We start from the raw sequence: 14,681 nt of genomic DNA, 5'->3' as shown, positions 1-14,681 counted from the left end.
TACCGCTCCCTTCCCCTCACCACCGCACAGCCGATCGGATGCCCCCATGACCGACACGCTCCCCCCGCAGGCAGCAGCCCCCGCTCCGGGTGCCGCCGCCGGCGCGGACGCACCGAAGAAGCTCGCCCGATCGCTCGGCGTCGTGGGTGGCACGCTGCTCACGCTCTCCTGCGTGACCCCGGCATCATCACTCTTCGTGCTCGTTCCAGAGCTGTTCCAAGGCCTCGGCACCTACACCATGATGGCCATCGCCATCGGCTCGATCATCTGTATCGCGGTGGCGTTCTGTTACTCCGAGCTCGGCACCCTGGTGCCCTCTGCGGGCGGCGAGTACGCCATGGTCGGCACCCTGGCGGGCAAGTTCGCGGGCTGGTTGGTGTTCATCCAGTCGCTGATCGTGGTGATGATCGTGCCGTCCATCATCGCGATGGGCACCGCCGAGTACCTCAACCCGATCATCCACATCGACCCGAAGATCGCCGGCGCCGTGGTGATGATCGCGGCCACCATCGCCGGTCTGCTCGACCTGCGCGCCAACGCCTGGATCACCGGCATCTTCCTGGTCCTCGAGGTCATCGCCTGCGGCGTGGTGTCCTTCCTCGGCTTCACCCACACCGAGCGCGGCGCGGACACCATGCTGCACGGCACCATGGTCGACGCGGCGGGCGCCACCTCCGGCGTGGGCTTCGCGGGGATCCTGGCCATGATGGGCACCGCGCTCTTCGTCACCCAGGGCTTCTCCACCGCGATCTACCTCTCCGAGGAGCTGGAGAACCCGCGCAAGAACGTCGCCCGCACCGTGATGTGGACGCTGGGCCTGTCGGTCGCCATCATCGTCATCCCGGTCGCCGCCATCACCATGGGTGCGCCGGACATGGCCGCACTGACCAGCGGAAACATCTCGGAGCTGGTGATCGGCTGGAGCAACAGCGCCGTCGGCACCTTCATCAGCCTCTGCATCGCGCTGGCGATCATCAACGCGGGCATCGTGATGGTCATCCAGAACTCCCGGGTGCTGTTCGCCTCCGGCCGCGACAAGGCCTGGCCCGCGCCGGTGAACAACGCCTTCGGCACCCTCAACAAGTTCAGCGCCCCGTGGGTCTCCACCCTGGCGGTCGGCATCCCCGGCGCGGTGCTCTGCTTCGTGGAGCAGTCCCTGCTGATCGAGATCACCGGTGTCGCCGTCGCCGCGCTGTACCTGCTGGTCGCCGTCGGCTCGCTGTTCTCCCGCCGCGGTGAGCACAAGCACGCTCCGGCCTGGCGCCAGCCGCTGTGGCCCGCGCTGCCGATCCTGGTCATCGGCGCCCTCGGCTACACGCTCTACCAGCTCAACGGCCCCGGCCTGTGGTGGACCCTGGGCATCACCGCCGCCGCCAGCCTCTACTGGGCGTTCTACCTGCGTCCCCGTCAGGAGACCCGCTGGGTGATCACCCTCCCCGAGGACGAGCGGGCCTGACCCCCTGCACCCGCTCCCTCTTCGGCCCCGCCGGTTCCCCCCGACCGGCGGGGCCGACCCCTTTCCGGGGCCGGCCCGCACACCGGTCCGAACGGTCAGTGGCGGCGGCGCCGGCCCATGTCACGGGCGACGATCGCCCCGCCCGCCAGGCCCGCCACCAGCAGGCCACCGGCCCCGAGCACGAAGGTGCCGGTCCGCCGGTCCCGGTCCGCCTGCGTCTCCTCCAGGCCCGCCGGCTGCGCGACCAGCGGAACGGTGTCCAGCTTGGTCGGGACGTCCGGGGTCGGGGACGAGCTCGGCGTGTCGGTGTACGAGACCGCCTTGACCGGGTCGACCACGCCCCAGCCGATCCACTTGTTGTGGCCGTGCTCGGTGCGCTGGGCGGTCTGCTCGATCACGGTACGGATCTGCTTGGGGGTCCAGTCCTTGTGCTGTCCCTTGAGGATCGCGGCCAGGCCGGACACGTAGGGCGCGGAGAAGCTGGTGCCGTTGTCGGTGCACTGGCCGCCCCCGGGGACGGTGGAGAGCATGTCGACGCCCGGCGCGACCACCTTGACGAAGTCGCCGTACTGCGAGAACGTGGCCCGCTCGTTGTTGCGGTCGGACGCGCCCACGGCCAGCACGGTGTCGTACTTGGCCGGATAGGTGTCGCCCTCGGCGCCGTCGTTGCCGGAGGACGCGACCACCACGATCCCGTCACTTTCGGCCTGCTTCAGCACCGCCTCCAACTGACCGTCCTCGGCGAACGCCGGTACGCCGGGGGGCTTGGTCGGGTCCACCTCGACCCGAACGTCCTGCGAGATGTTGATGACATCGGCCCCCAGCCGCATCGCCGCCTTGATGGCGTCGATCAGCGTGGACACACTGCCGTGGCCCTCGGCATCGTTCTGCCGGATCGAGATGATCTTCGCGTCCTTCGCCAGGCCGACGAAGCCGACCCCGGTCCTCGGACTGGCTGCGATGATGCCCGCGACCTTGGTGCCGTGCCCGACCTTGTCGGACAGGGCGCTGCCATCCGGCTTCTGCTGACCGGCCCTCACCTGCGCGTCGCCGAGCAGGTCCCCGCCGTCGATCACCTTGCCGGGGGCACCCAACTGCGGGTTGCCGACGTCCACGCCGGTGTCGATCACGGCGACCTTGACGCCGTCCCCGGTGTGATGGGCCTTGCCGTCCTTGTCGACACCCCACAGCTCGTCCAGGAAGACCCGCTGGAGCGACCAGGGCACGGCCTCGACGTCCTTCTGGGCACAGTCACCGGCCGCCGCGATCGCCACCGGCTGTCGGAACCCGGCTCCCTCGGAGGCCGCGGGCGAGGGCTCGGCGTAGGCGGGGCCGGCGGCCGTCGTGCCGACCACCCCGAGCACCAGCAGCACCGCGCCGGCCCGGCGCAACGATCCTGACGACACCTGAAGTCCACCCCTCATTGCTTCCACCCGTGTTCGGCGCGTGCCCCGTGCAACGCGCGAAGGGCGGGCGCCCAGTGGGACGCCCGCCCTTGAGAAGAGCGCTTACCGCGCAGAGTCCCCGAGAGGGAAACTCACTGCCAGAGGCTCTGGTTCGAGTTCTCGGTCTGCTGGTAGCTCTGCGCCGCGTTGTCCAGCGCGCTGGAGATCTGGCCGAGCACCTGCTGCAGGTCGGCGGCCTTGCGGTCCCACTCAGCCTGGCGGGCCTGGTAGCCCTCCTGGGCCGAACCCTCCCAGGAGGTGGCGATGCGCTGAACGCCCGCCTTCAGGTCGTCAAGCTGCGACTGGATGCGCGAAGCGGTCTGACGCACCTCGGAGCTGGCGTTCTGCAGAGTCTGGAAATTGACGAGAATGGACATGGTTGTCTCCTTGTCGATGGATGCACGGCGCGCCCCCGTGAGGGCGCGATGTGGCGGTTACCGGCTCGGCGTCAGCCGATGCCACCGACGGCAGCACGCTGCTCTTCTTCGGTCATCGAGTACGCCTTGGTGGTCGCCTCGATCGCCTGACGGATCTCGTCGAGCACCTTGTTGAGCGCGTTGGCGTCGTCGTTGGTCCGCTGCTGCATCTGCTGGTACGCAGACGCGGCCGTGCCCTTCCAGCCCGAAGAGATCTCGGAGACCAGGTTGTTCAGGCGGCTGATCTCGCCCTGCACCTGCTGGTTGACCTCGCCGATACGGTTCGCGAAGGAGGTCATTTCCTCCGCGGTCATCGTGAACTGACCTGCCATGATCCACCGTCCCCCATGAGACAGATTTCATCCGGGCGCCCCTGTGGCGAACGCCCGCACGGGCACCACGTGGCGTGGTGCTCTGTAGCACTGTAACGGCCAAGTGCGCTCCGCCCAACACCGGGTGGCAGGTAGTTACCAGACCATGACACTGAACTCCCGCACCGGCATTGACGGTTCGTCAGGCGTTCTGCGGCTGAAGTGCAGTGTTGGTGTTGAGCACCGGACCGGCCGGCACCAGCTTCGACCAGAATTCCGGCACGAACTGTGGGTTGACGGACTTGAAGCCCAGCCGCGCCTGCGCCTCGTTGGTGCTCTTCTTCTCGCCGCCCTGCGGGTTCGCGCTGGGGGTGGCCGCGCCGTTGCCACCGTCGTTGTTGACGGGCAGTGTGTAACGCAGGCCGGAGTCGGTGATCAGGTAGCCGGTGCCGGTGCCGCCGTCGGCGGTGGGCTTGCTGTTGCCGTCCAGCGAGCGGTACAGCAGACCGTGACCGGGCGTCACGTGCGCGCTGGCCGCGTCCGAGCTGACGTCCGCCGGGTAGGCGGTGCTGGCCCACACCGAGCGCTTGATCTTGTCGCCGTCGTAGCCGTCGAAGGTCGAGCAGACCACCGTGCGGGGATCGTTGGCGCCGACGTTGACCGCCGGGGACTTGCGAGTGGGGAGGTTCTTGGCGTCGTCGAGCATGGCCCGGGAGATCGTCGCCTGAAGCTTGCTGTAGTCTCCGGCACCGAGCTCCGCGATGGTCGGCGTCGCGTCGCCGTACGCCGCAGCCTGCGTGTTCGGGTCGAGGCGCATCAGGTCCGCCTGGAACTCGCTGATCTGGAACAGGTTGTTCGGGCCGACCGCGTAGTAGTTGCCCTCGAACTTCAGCACCCGGCCGACCTTCTTCTCCGAGTCCTGCGAGAGGGCCACGGTGGAAGGCTGGGACTGCTTGGCAACGACGTTGGTGAAGCGGAAGAACTTCACCGGCTCGCCGTAGTCCAGGGTTGCCAGCCATTCCTTGGTCACGCGCTGGGGCTTCATGCCCGGGCCGAACAGTGCCGTCTCCATGGCGTCCTTGTCGGTTTTGCTGGTGTCCTCCCGGCCGATCGCGTGCTTCAAGCCGTTGCTGTCGACCAGGAACCTCGACCCTGGAGCACCCTGCTCGTCCGGTCCCTGGACGAACAGTGACTGGTTGTCCTTGAGCTTCCGCTCCCCCTGAAGGGTCTTGGCGTCCGCCCCGGCCGCGATGAACATCGACTGGGCCACCTGGGACGACAGGTTCTCCTTGCCCTGCTTGTCGCACACCGACCACAGCTTCGAAATGCCCGCGTCATCGACCTTGGGCAACTTGTCCGGCGCGTACGGGATTCCGATGGCGGGACCGCGCCGCGGGTACTTGTCCAGCACCTCGTCGGCGACCGTCTGCACGGTGGCGTTCTCGGCCAGCACCAGGCGGGCCGAGGACATGTTCAGCACCTGGTGCAGCATCGGCTGGCCGGACTTCTGGTCGGTCAGGATCACGTACCGGGTGGTGGAGGTCTTGCCCTGCAGGATGTACTTGCCGTTGTCCCAGTTCGGCGGCGCGCTGGGCTTGATGACGCCCCACATGCCGAAGCCGGCGACGATCACGGCCCCGATCACGAAGCTCGGCAGCACCGCGCGGATCGGACGCGGTGCGTCCTCGTCGTTGCCGCCGCCCCCCGGCTGCAGGAAGGCCCCGACCATCCGCTTGCGGGCGAAGGTATAGGCGTTCAGCTCGTCCCGGCGTGATGCCATGCTCGTCCCCGTCTCCCCTGTGTGACCCGACCTGCGGGTGTCAACGCGCTTGTGCTGTGCGTGAGTCTGCCACCCGGCGGGCGTCCGGAACGGTCAACCCTCTACGATGCGACAGCAGACGGTGAGTACGGTAACGGGTAGGCTCCGACGGTCCGCCATCCGGGCTGTCGACCCGGCCCGCGACCCGGCCCTGAGGGCCGCAGCCGCACGGGGATCTGACGGCACATCTGAAGCAGAGAGGGCAATTCGGGGGATGCCAAGCCAGTCCGCTCCAGCACGACGACGCTCCAGCACGAACGGCCGGAGGCCGGACGCCCAGGGCGGCCGGCGGGCGCGTACCGCTCCGGCCGCGGCGCCCACCGGCCCGGTCGGCCTGCGGCTGCTGCCCAGGCCCGGGCTGCTCGCCCGCCGCCTGGAGCTCAAGCAAATCGTCCAACTCGAGGTCGCCGTCGCGCTGGTGGCGGTCGGCTGGTCGATCAACAAGCTGATGGCCGCGGTTCTCGCGGTGCCCGCGGTGATTCTCGTCGTGGTGGCGCTGCTGCGCCTCGGCGGCCGCACCATGGGCGAGGCGGTGGGGGTCCGCTCGGCGTTCAACTCCCGGCGCAAGGAAGCGAAGTACAACGTTCCGCCGCCCGGCACCGACCCGGCGCTGGCGCCGATGATGGAGCTGGACCCGGCGCTGCGCACCTGCACCCACGCGATCGAGACCGACCTCGGTGACGGGCGGCCGCTGCGCCGCGAGACCGGCATGATCGGCGACGGCACGTTCTTCACCTCGGTGCTGCTGGTGCAGTCGAAGGACCAGCCGCTGCGTCCGGGCCGGACCCCCGAGTCCTCGCTGCCGCTGGACCTGATCTGTTCGGTCCTGCAGGTCGACGACATTCCGCTGGAGTCGGTGCAGCTGATCCAGCACACCCAGCCGGCGCCCGCGCCGCATCTGCCGGAGCACTCGCTGGCCGCGCGCGCCTACCAGCAGGCGCCCGGAGGAGTGAACACTCCTGCACTGCGGTTGACGTGGATCGCCATCAAGCTCGACCCGGAGCACGCCTCCACCGCCGTGCTGGCCCGCGGCGGCGGCGAGGAGGGCGCCCGCAAGGCGCTCCAGCGGGTCACCGACCAGCTCGCCGGGCGGCTGAACAGCGCCGGCTTCACCGCGACCGTCCTGGACGAGCGCGAGCTGATCGCGGCGCTGGCCATCTCGGTGTGCGCCAACCCGGTCGCGGTGGCGGGCCGTCAGGGCTCCGGCGGCGGCGGGGTCGGCGTGCGCCGGGCCCAGGAGTCCGCCAAGTTCTGCCGGATCGACGACCGCTGGCACGCCACCTACTGGATCTCCAAGTGGCCGGAGCTGTCCCGTCCGGGCGCCGGCGGCGGCCGGGTCGCCGCCCCCGACCTGGTCAACCAGCTGACCAGCACCCCGGCGTTCGCCTCCACCTTCTCGATCACCGCGACCCGCGCGATGGGCGGCTCGGTGGCACTCAGCGGGCACGTCCGGCTGACCGGGCGCAGCGAGAGCGAGGTCGCCCAGGTGGGCCGCCTGGTGGAGTCCCGCGCCCAGCACGCCGGCACCGCGCTGACCCGTCTCGACCAGGAGCACGGCCCGGGCCTGCTCGCCACGCTGCCCCTGGGGGGAACTTCCTGATGGCCTATCAGACGTACGGCGGCCAGGCCCCGCAGCCCGCCGAGCAGAGCCGGGTGCGGGTCCGTCCCGGCTACGGCCTGCGCGGCCCCCGCCGGGAGAAGCACGTGCTGACCCTCGAGGACCTGTCGGCGCTGGCCTTCCCGGTCGGCGACGACGGCGTGGTGATCGGCCTGGACCAGCAGCAACGGCCCGCCGTGATCGGCCTGTTCCGGCCGACGCAGTACGACGTGGTGCTGGTCGGTGGCATGTGGACGGCGCAGCTGATCGCGCTGCGCGCCGCCGCCACCGGTGCCCGCGTCGCGGTGGAGACCGGCCGTCCGCAGGCGTGGGCGCCGATGGCGCAGGCCGCGGGTGGCGGTCAGCCGTGCGTGACGATCCACCAGGTGGGTCGCCTGGGCGCGCAGGGCGCGTCGGTGGCGTCACCCGTCCTGGTGGTCCGTGACCTGGGTGCGCGGCCCTCGCGCAGCCGGCTGTCGGCGTCGCCGTGGCAGACCACGCTGACGGTGCTGCCGTACCTGGGCCCGAACGCGAGCCGGGTGCTGAACGCCGCCGACCTGGTCGGTCTGCAGCGGATCTCGCCGCAGGAATCGGAGCTGGTGGGTCGTCTGTTGTCGCTGTCGCCGGGCGATGTGAACACCTTGCCGACGATGCCCGACCACATCACCCTGTGGGCGACCCGGATGCGCCGTCAGTACGTGATGACCAATCCGGGCGAGGCCGAGACCCAGGTGCTGGGCGGCCCGCGCCGCATGGACTGAAGCGGTGCGGCCGGGAGGGCCGTGTCGCACGGGCCGGCCGGCCGGTGCGCCTGACGGGGGTGGTGTTTCCCGAGGGACGGACCGGTCGGCCGACCCGCTCCGATCTGCCGTCAGGTCGGCCTCCGCCTTCAGCGGACCGGTCCGCACGGCCTAGTCTTGTTGCCCGAAGGCAACCGCCGAAGCGATGTCGGCGAGAACGAGGGAGCCCCAGTGAGCAGCGATCGGGACGGCGTCTATGTCGGCGACAACGCGGCCGAGGACGACGATGAGTGGCCCGATACCCCGGACTACACCGCTCCGTCCTGGTACACCCAGAGCGCCGCTCCCGGCCCGGCCCAGCCGCCTGTCCAGCAGCAGCCGGTGCAGCAACAACCGCCGGTCCATCAGCAGCCGGTCCAGCAGCCGGTGCAGCCGGAGGTCCAGCAGCAGCCCGCGCCGCAGCCTCCGGTAGCGCCCGAGCAGCCGCAGCCCGTCCAGCCGCAGCCCGTGCAGGCGCAGGTGCCGCCGGCCGAGCCGGTGGCCGTTCAGCAGCCGCCGGTCCAGCACCAGCAGCCGCCCGCGCCGGGCCCCGAGCAGCACTCCGGGCCGGCCACCGACGGGCAGGGTGTGCCCGTCGCGCCGCCGGTGGAGCTCGCGGCCGCCGCGGCGCCGGTGCAGGAGGCCGCGCAGCAGCCCGTCCAGCAGCAGCCGCCGTACCCGCAGCAGGGTCAGCAGCAGTGGGCCGGGCAGCCGCCGGTGCAGCAGCAGCCGCCGCCGCAGCAGTGGCCCAACCAGCCGCCGCAGCAGCAGCCCTACCCGCAGCAGGCCCAGCAGCAGCCCGTCCAGCAGCAGCCGCCGTACCCGCAGCAGGGTCAGCAGCAGTGGGCCGGGCAGCCGCCGGTGGATCCGCGGGCGGGCGGCTGGCCGCAGGCCGGACAGCAGCAGCAGGCCGGGCCGGGCCCGGCGTACCAGCAGCACTCGGGTCCGAACGCCCCGCAGGCGCCGGCGCAGTTCCAGCAGCCCGGTCCGCAGCAGGCGGCGCACGGTGCGGCGCTGGGGTACACGGCGGCGGTGGAGCTCTCCTCGGACCGGCTGCTGCGCGGTCAGCCGAAGGTGCAGAAGCAGTCGCGGTTCCAGTTCGGCGGCAAGTCGGCGCAGGCCGGCAAGCAGCAGAAGCTGGAGCTGATCCGGCACCCGGTGATGACCTGCTACCGGATCGCGGTGATCAGCCTCAAGGGCGGTGTCGGCAAGACCACGACCACCACCTCGCTGGGCGCGACGCTGGCCAGTGAGCGGCAGGACAAGGTCATCGCGATCGACGCGAACCCGGACGCGGGCACCCTGGGCCGCCGCATCAAGCGGCAGACCGGGGCGACCATCCGTGACCTGGTGACGGCGATCCCGCACGTGCGCAGCTACATGGACATCCGTCAGTTCACCTCGCAGGACCCGAACTCGGGCCTGGAGATCGTCGCCAACGACGTGGACCCGGCGGTCTCCACCACCTTCGACGACTCGGACTACCGCCAGGTCATCCAGGTGCTCGGGCAGCACTACCCGATCATCCTGACCGACTCGGGCACCGGTCTGCTGTACTCGGCGATGCGCGGTGTGCTGGACCTGGCGGACCAGCTGATCGTGGTGGCCACGCCCAGCGTGGACGGTGCGTCCAGCGCCTCCACCACGCTGGACTGGCTGTCCGCGCACGGCTACGCGGACCTGGTGCAGCGGTCGATCACGGTGGTCTCCGGGGTGCGCGAGACCAGCAAGATGATCAAGATCGAGGACATCGTGGCGCACTTCCAGACCCGCTGCCGCGGTGTCGTGGTGGTGCCGTTCGACGAGAGCCTCGCGGCCGGCGCCGAAGTCAACCTGGCGATGATGCGGCCCAAGGTCCGGGACGCCTACTTCGAGCTGGCCGCGCTGGTCGGCGAGGACATCGCCCGGGCGCAGCAGCAGGGCGGCTGGCAGCAGCAGCAACAGCAGCAGGGCGGCTGGCAGGGCCAGCAGCAGGGCGTCCCGCCGCAGCAGCAGCCGTACCCGCAGCAGTACCAGCAGGCGCCGCAGCAGGGCGGCTACCCGGCGCCCGGGCAGCCGTGGCAGCAGCAGCCGCCGCAGCAGCCGTACCCGCAGCAGCAGCCCGGCGGTTACCCGCCGCAGGGCCCGCCGGTGCCCGGTTACGGCTACCCGCCGCAGGAGGGCCCGCCGCCCGGCTACGGGTACCCGCCGCAGCACGGCTGAGCGCACGTCAAAAAAGCCCCCCGCGAATCGCGGGGGGCTTTCGTGTGGCGGCCGGTCAGGGGCGCTCGGTGAGTTCCCGGGCGCGCTTGACGTCCTCGGCCATCCGCTCGAGCAGGGCGTCGATGGAGTCGAACTTCTCCATGCCGCGCAGCCAGGCGAGGAAGTCGACGGCGACGTGCTTGCCGTACAGGTCGAGGCCGACCCGGTCGATGGCGTACGCCTCGACGGTGCGGGTGGTGCCGTCGAAGGTCGGGTTGGTGCCGACCGAGATGGCGGCGGGCATGCACTCGCCGTCGGCGGTGAGCCAGCCCGCGTACACGCCGTCGGTGGGGATCGCCGAGTAGGGGACGGTGTCCACGTTAGCGGTGGGGTAGCCGAGTTCGCGGCCGCGCTGGGCGCCCCGGACGACCACGCCCTCGACCCGGTGCGGGCGGCCGAGGACCTCGGCGACGCCCGCCATGTCGCCGGCCGCGACCAGGCGGCGGCACAGGCTGGACGAGAACGGTTCGCCGTCGCCGGCGGCGCCGCGCACCTGCAGGTCGAGCACCTCGACCGCGAAGTCGTCGGCCCGGCCGAGCTCGGCGAGCAGTTCCACGTTGCCCGCCGCGCGGTGGCCGAAGCGGAAGTTGGGGCCCTCGACCACGGCCTTCGCGCGCAGCGCGTCGACCAGCACCGAGCGCACGAAGTACTCCGGCGACTCCTTGGAGAACTCGGCGGTGAACGGCAGCACCAGGACGGCGTCCACGCCGAGTTGCTCGATCAGCTCGGCCTGCCGGGGCTGCGGGGCGAGCAGCGGCGGGTGGCTGCCCGGGCGGACCACTTCGCTGGGGTGCGGGTCGAAGGTGACGACGACCGACCTCGCCCCCAGCTCCCCGGCCAGCTCGACCACTCGCTTGATGATCAACTGGTGTCCGCGGTGGACCCCGTCGAACGATCCGATGGTGACGACGCTGCGCCCCCAGTCCCCGGGGATCTCCTCCAGGCCGTGCCAGCGCTGCACCTGACCGCTCCTTGTTCCTACGGTGTGCACACCCGGTGCACTCGAAAGACCGAAACCGAACCCCTATAGCGTGCCATGCGACCGACCCTGCCCAGGTACCGGAAGGCCCCCGGTGTGACCGGTCAGACGGCCGCCGGGGCGGTCCACCTGCCGTTCCGCCTCCGCGGCGGCGTGCTGCGGGTCCCGGCCGGCGGCGGTGAGAGTCCGCATCCTGGTCAGCCGGGGCCCCGCGGGCGGTGGCGCGGCGTCCGCGGGCCAGTCGGCCAGCAGCCGGGCGAAACCGGCCCAGCGGCCCGCGCAGTGCACCAGGACGGCGTCCGCCCCGGGCCAGCGGTCGGCGATCCGGTGCAGCAACTCGCGCACCCGCGACGGCGGGTGGGCGGCGTGCCGGGCCGCCAGCGCCTCCAGGACGGCGCCCAGGACGGCAGGGTGCCGCTCGGCGGCCAGCAGGGCGTCCAGCAGGCCCGCACGGCCCTTCCCGGGGGCGGCCAGCACCGGCGCGAAGCGGGCCCGCTCCGGGGGGCCGGCGGCGAGCAGGGCCGGCAGCAGCGGGCGGGCGTCCCGTCCGGCGTCCAGCAGCCGGTCCAGGTGGTCGGCGATCTGCCCGGCCCGCTCGGGCTGTTCGCGGAGCAGTTCGGCGGCGAGCAGCACCCCGGCGCGCACCACCGCCGGGTCCGCCGCCCGCTCGAGCGCCCGCAGCCCGTCGCCGGCCCGCGCCCCGGGCAGCCGCAGCCGCTCGCGGACGGCGGACAGCACCTGGGCCGGGTACTCCTCGACGAGTTCGCCCAGCACCTCCTCGGTCAGGAACGGGTCGCCCGCCCGGTACGCGGCCAGCGCCGCCGGCAGGTGTTCGGCGCGGGCCTGCGGGTCGCGCACCAGCAGCGCCAGGGCCGCGCCGTGCAGCGCCGGTTCCTCCTCCCGGGCCAGCAGTGCGCGGGCGGCCAGCCGCAGCAGCTGGGCGCCCGAGCCGCCCGCGTGCGGGGCGGTGCGCAGCGCGTGCACGGCGGCCGCGACGTGCCGTTCGGGGCGCGGGTCGTGGCTCCACCGGTCGACCGCCCGGCACAGCGCGGACGGCTCCCGTTCGGCGAGCCGCCCGAGCAGCGCGTCGGCGCGCGGGTGTGCGGCGGCGACCAGTGCCTCCGTCAACTCGTCGAGGGCCAGCGCCCGGTGCTCGAACAGCAGCGCGTCGGCGAGGTCGGCGGCGCCGGGCCCGGCGTGCTCGTACCAGCCGCAGAGCAGCGGCAGCACGGTGTGCGGCTCGGCTGCGAGCAGCTCCGCGACGCTCTCCCGCACCGCCTGCGCCTCGCCGTCCGGGTCGGCGGCCAGTCGCCCGAGCAGCGCGACCCGGTCGGCGGCGGGCAGCGGCAGGCCGGCCCAGAACGCCGGGCCGAAGCGCTCGTCCCATCCGGCCCGCTCGACCAGCAGTTCCAGCAGCTCCCGGTGCGCGCCCGGCTCGGGGCTGGCGGCGATGCCGTCGGTCAGCAGCCGGCCCGCCCACCAGTCCGGGTCGCCGCCGGGCTCGGCGCGCTCCAGCGTCAGCCGGATCCGGTGCAGCCACCCGTCCAGTGCCCCCGCGCCGCGCGCCGCGCCCACCCGGCGCAGCGCCCCCACCACCACCCCGACCCGGGCCCGGCCGACGGCGCCCTGACGGCCCGTCACGCCGACGGTCGCTGCGGGCGGCAGGATCTTCCGGTCAGTCACCTCATCTGCGCTGAAGGAGACTTCACCCGCCGAGCCCTCCGCCAGCAGCAGCCGCAGCGCCGCGTCCAGATCCAGATGCAGGCTCTGCAGCCACTCCCCCCACTCCTCGTGGCCGGCCCGGCGCCCGGCGCCCGCCGGGACCAGCAGGCGCTCCTCGTGAACGGCCCGCGCCCAGCCGCCCGCGGCCGGGAACAGCCGCTCGAACTCCTCGGCGGGCAGTGCCCCGTCGCCCGCGCCGAGCATCAGCCGGGCGGCCTCGTGCAGTCGGCCGGCGGCGACGGCGGCCAGCCGCCGCACCTGGCGGGCGTCCTCTCCGGGCGGGACGGGGCCGCCGCGCCGGTGGCGGCGCTGCCCGCCGGGGGTGAGCGCGACCCGGCGGGCGACGGTCAGGCAGGCCAGGTCGAGCCAGCCGTCGAAGAGTTCGGTGCGGGTGGCGACCGGCCCGAGCGCGCCCGCGCCGCGCAGGTCGCCGGCCAGCCGCAGTGCCAGCGGGTGGCCGCGGTCGGCGGGGCCGAGGAAGGTCTCGGGCAGGCCGTAGCGCCGCCCGGCCCGGGCTGCCGCGTCGTCGGTGAGCGGGCCCAGCCAGAGTGCCCGGGCGGCGGCCCGCCAGGGGCCGAGCTGCTCCCAGGCGTCGGGGCGGCAGGCGACCAGGGCCCGGGCGTGGTGGGTGCGCAGCCACTCCAGACCGGCGGCCAGCCAGGGCACGGTGAGCGCCCGCGGCGCCTCCTCGGGCCCGTCCAGCACCACCAGCAGCGGGCGGCCGCCGCCGGCGCACCGTTCGGCGAGTTCCGCCGGGCCGACCTCGGGGACGCCCAACTGCCTTGCGGCCGCGGCGAGTCGGCGGTGCAGGGTGTCGCCGAGGGTGCGGTCGCCGGGGGCCAGGTCGGCGCCGCGCAGCCACAGCGTGGGCAGGGGTTCGGCAGCGCCGGCCCGGCGGACGGCGAGCGCGGCGAGTTCGGTGGTGCGGCCGCTTCCGGCGCCGCCGAGCAGCACGGTCAGGGTGTCCTGCGGTTCCTCGCCGCTCAGGCCGTCGGGCCGGTCGACCCGGTCGGCGGCGAGTTCGGTGATCCGGCCGGGCCCGGCGGTGGCGGCGTCCAGCTGGGCGGCCGTCAGGCGCAGTCCGCCGGCCAGGTTGAGGGCGCGGCCGAACGCGGGCACGCCGGAGGCGTTGCGGGCCAGCAGCAGCCCGAGCGGGCCGCCGCCGGGCGGGCCCTCGACGGACAGCGGGACGGCGGCCACCCCGGCCCCGGCGGCGGTGCGCACCCGGGGCGCGACGACGCCCAGCACGGCGCCGGTGCCGGGGTCGAGCACGGGCGCGCCGGCCACCGGTGCCACCGCGAGGTCGAGCAGCAGCACGCCCGGTACCGTCCGGGTCCGCGCGCCGTCCCCGCAGCGGCCGTTCTCCCGGCCGAGCAGGGTGCCGCGGGCCAGCGCGGGCACGCCGTCCTCCCGGCGCTGGTGCGGCACCACGACGGGGCCGCCGACGTCTCCCCGCCCGATCGGCAGGGCGCGGCCGGGCACTCCGCCGACGGCCGTGGTCCGCAGCAGGGCCAGTCCGTGCTCCGGCAGCAGGTCGACGCTGTCCGGCCCGAGCACCCGGGACTGCCCGCCCGGGGTGTGCAGCACCAGCCGGGGCAGGCCTGCCACCGCCTCGTGCGCGGTCACCACCGTGCCCTGCCGGTCGGCGACGAACCCGAGGCCGCACAGCCGGCCCTGCACGTCCCGGATCCGCAGCAGCCCGTGCGCCGGGTCGCCCACGAAACCGGCGCTCGCGCCCTCGCCCATCCCGCCAGTCCTCCTGCCGCCGTGCCAGCACATCGGCCGCTCCGGCGGCCGCCGGTCAGCTTGCCCCCCACCAGCCCCACAGCACCCCGCGCGCCCCGCTCACCACACCCGTTCACCTCGCGCGCCCCCGGCGACACGCCGCACAACGCCCCGGCCGCCCCGCTCCCGCC

The 14,681-nt window shown here is 73.2% G+C and carries 10 protein-coding genes; 4 read left to right on the top strand and 6 right to left on the bottom strand.

The features are described from left to right. Positions 1 to 46: 46 nt before the first annotated feature. Complete coding sequence (locus ACIHEI_RS34585) at positions 47 to 1,456, top strand: APC family permease (RefSeq protein WP_396609532.1); 1,410 nt, start codon at positions 47 to 49, stop codon at positions 1,454 to 1,456. Between the two features lie 95 nt (positions 1,457 to 1,551). Here ACIHEI_RS34585 and mycP read toward each other — a convergent pair whose 3' ends face one another. The 4 genes from mycP to ACIHEI_RS34565 form a co-directional block, all read right to left on the bottom strand. After that, complete coding sequence (gene mycP / locus ACIHEI_RS34580) at positions 1,552 to 2,862, bottom strand: type VII secretion-associated serine protease mycosin (RefSeq protein ID WP_396609531.1); 1,311 nt, start codon at positions 2,860 to 2,862, stop codon at positions 1,552 to 1,554. A gap of 131 nt (positions 2,863 to 2,993) precedes the next feature. Then, positions 2,994 to 3,278 carry a WXG100 family type VII secretion target gene (locus tag ACIHEI_RS34575; protein WP_396609530.1) on the bottom strand — a complete coding sequence of 95 codons (285 nt, stop codon included), beginning with the start codon at positions 3,276 to 3,278 and terminating at the stop codon, positions 2,994 to 2,996. Positions 3,279 to 3,349: 71 nt separating this feature from the next. Continuing rightward, positions 3,350 to 3,649 carry a WXG100 family type VII secretion target gene (locus ACIHEI_RS34570; RefSeq protein WP_396609529.1) on the bottom strand — a complete coding sequence of 100 codons (300 nt, stop codon included), beginning with the start codon at positions 3,647 to 3,649 and terminating at the stop codon, positions 3,350 to 3,352. A gap of 181 nt (positions 3,650 to 3,830) precedes the next feature. Further along, positions 3,831 to 5,408 carry a type VII secretion protein EccB gene (locus ACIHEI_RS34565; protein ID WP_396609528.1) on the bottom strand — a complete coding sequence of 526 codons (1,578 nt, stop codon included), beginning with the start codon at positions 5,406 to 5,408 and terminating at the stop codon, positions 3,831 to 3,833. Between the two features lie 253 nt (positions 5,409 to 5,661). On the opposite strand from ACIHEI_RS34565, the gene eccE reads away from it, so the two are divergent. The 3 genes from eccE (at position 5,662) to ACIHEI_RS34550 (ending at position 10,025) form a co-directional block, all read left to right on the top strand. Continuing rightward, a complete protein-coding gene (gene eccE / locus ACIHEI_RS34560) occupies positions 5,662 to 7,047 on the top strand; it encodes a type VII secretion protein EccE (protein ID WP_387649676.1) in 1,386 nt (461 codons plus the stop codon). After that, complete coding sequence (locus ACIHEI_RS34555; protein ID WP_387649679.1) at positions 7,047 to 7,805, top strand: hypothetical protein; 759 nt, start codon at positions 7,047 to 7,049, stop codon at positions 7,803 to 7,805. The genes eccE and ACIHEI_RS34555 overlap by 1 nt, the downstream gene beginning before the upstream one ends. 210 nt (positions 7,806 to 8,015) lie before the next feature. Beyond that, positions 8,016 to 10,025, top strand: a complete 2,010-nt coding sequence (locus ACIHEI_RS34550; RefSeq protein ID WP_396609527.1) for an AAA family ATPase — start codon at positions 8,016 to 8,018, stop codon at positions 10,023 to 10,025. Between the two features lie 55 nt (positions 10,026 to 10,080). Here ACIHEI_RS34550 and ACIHEI_RS34545 read toward each other — a convergent pair whose 3' ends face one another. Next, positions 10,081 to 11,025: a bifunctional riboflavin kinase/FAD synthetase gene (locus ACIHEI_RS34545; RefSeq protein WP_396609526.1), complete on the bottom strand. Its 945-nt coding sequence runs from the start codon at positions 11,023 to 11,025 to the stop codon at positions 10,081 to 10,083. A 63-nt stretch (positions 11,026 to 11,088) separates the two neighbouring features. Beyond that, positions 11,089 to 14,511 (bottom strand): serine protease, encoded by a 3,423-nt coding sequence (locus tag ACIHEI_RS34540; protein ID WP_396609525.1) that lies wholly within the window; start codon positions 14,509 to 14,511, stop codon positions 11,089 to 11,091. Positions 14,512 to 14,681 lie beyond the last annotated feature (170 nt).

Source organism: Kitasatospora sp. NPDC051984 (genome assembly GCF_044593455.1).
Lineage (GTDB): Bacteria > Actinomycetota > Actinomycetes > Streptomycetales > Streptomycetaceae > Kitasatospora.
The sequence above is the reverse complement of the archived record's forward strand: the minus strand, read 5'-3'. Positions and strand labels throughout refer to the sequence as shown.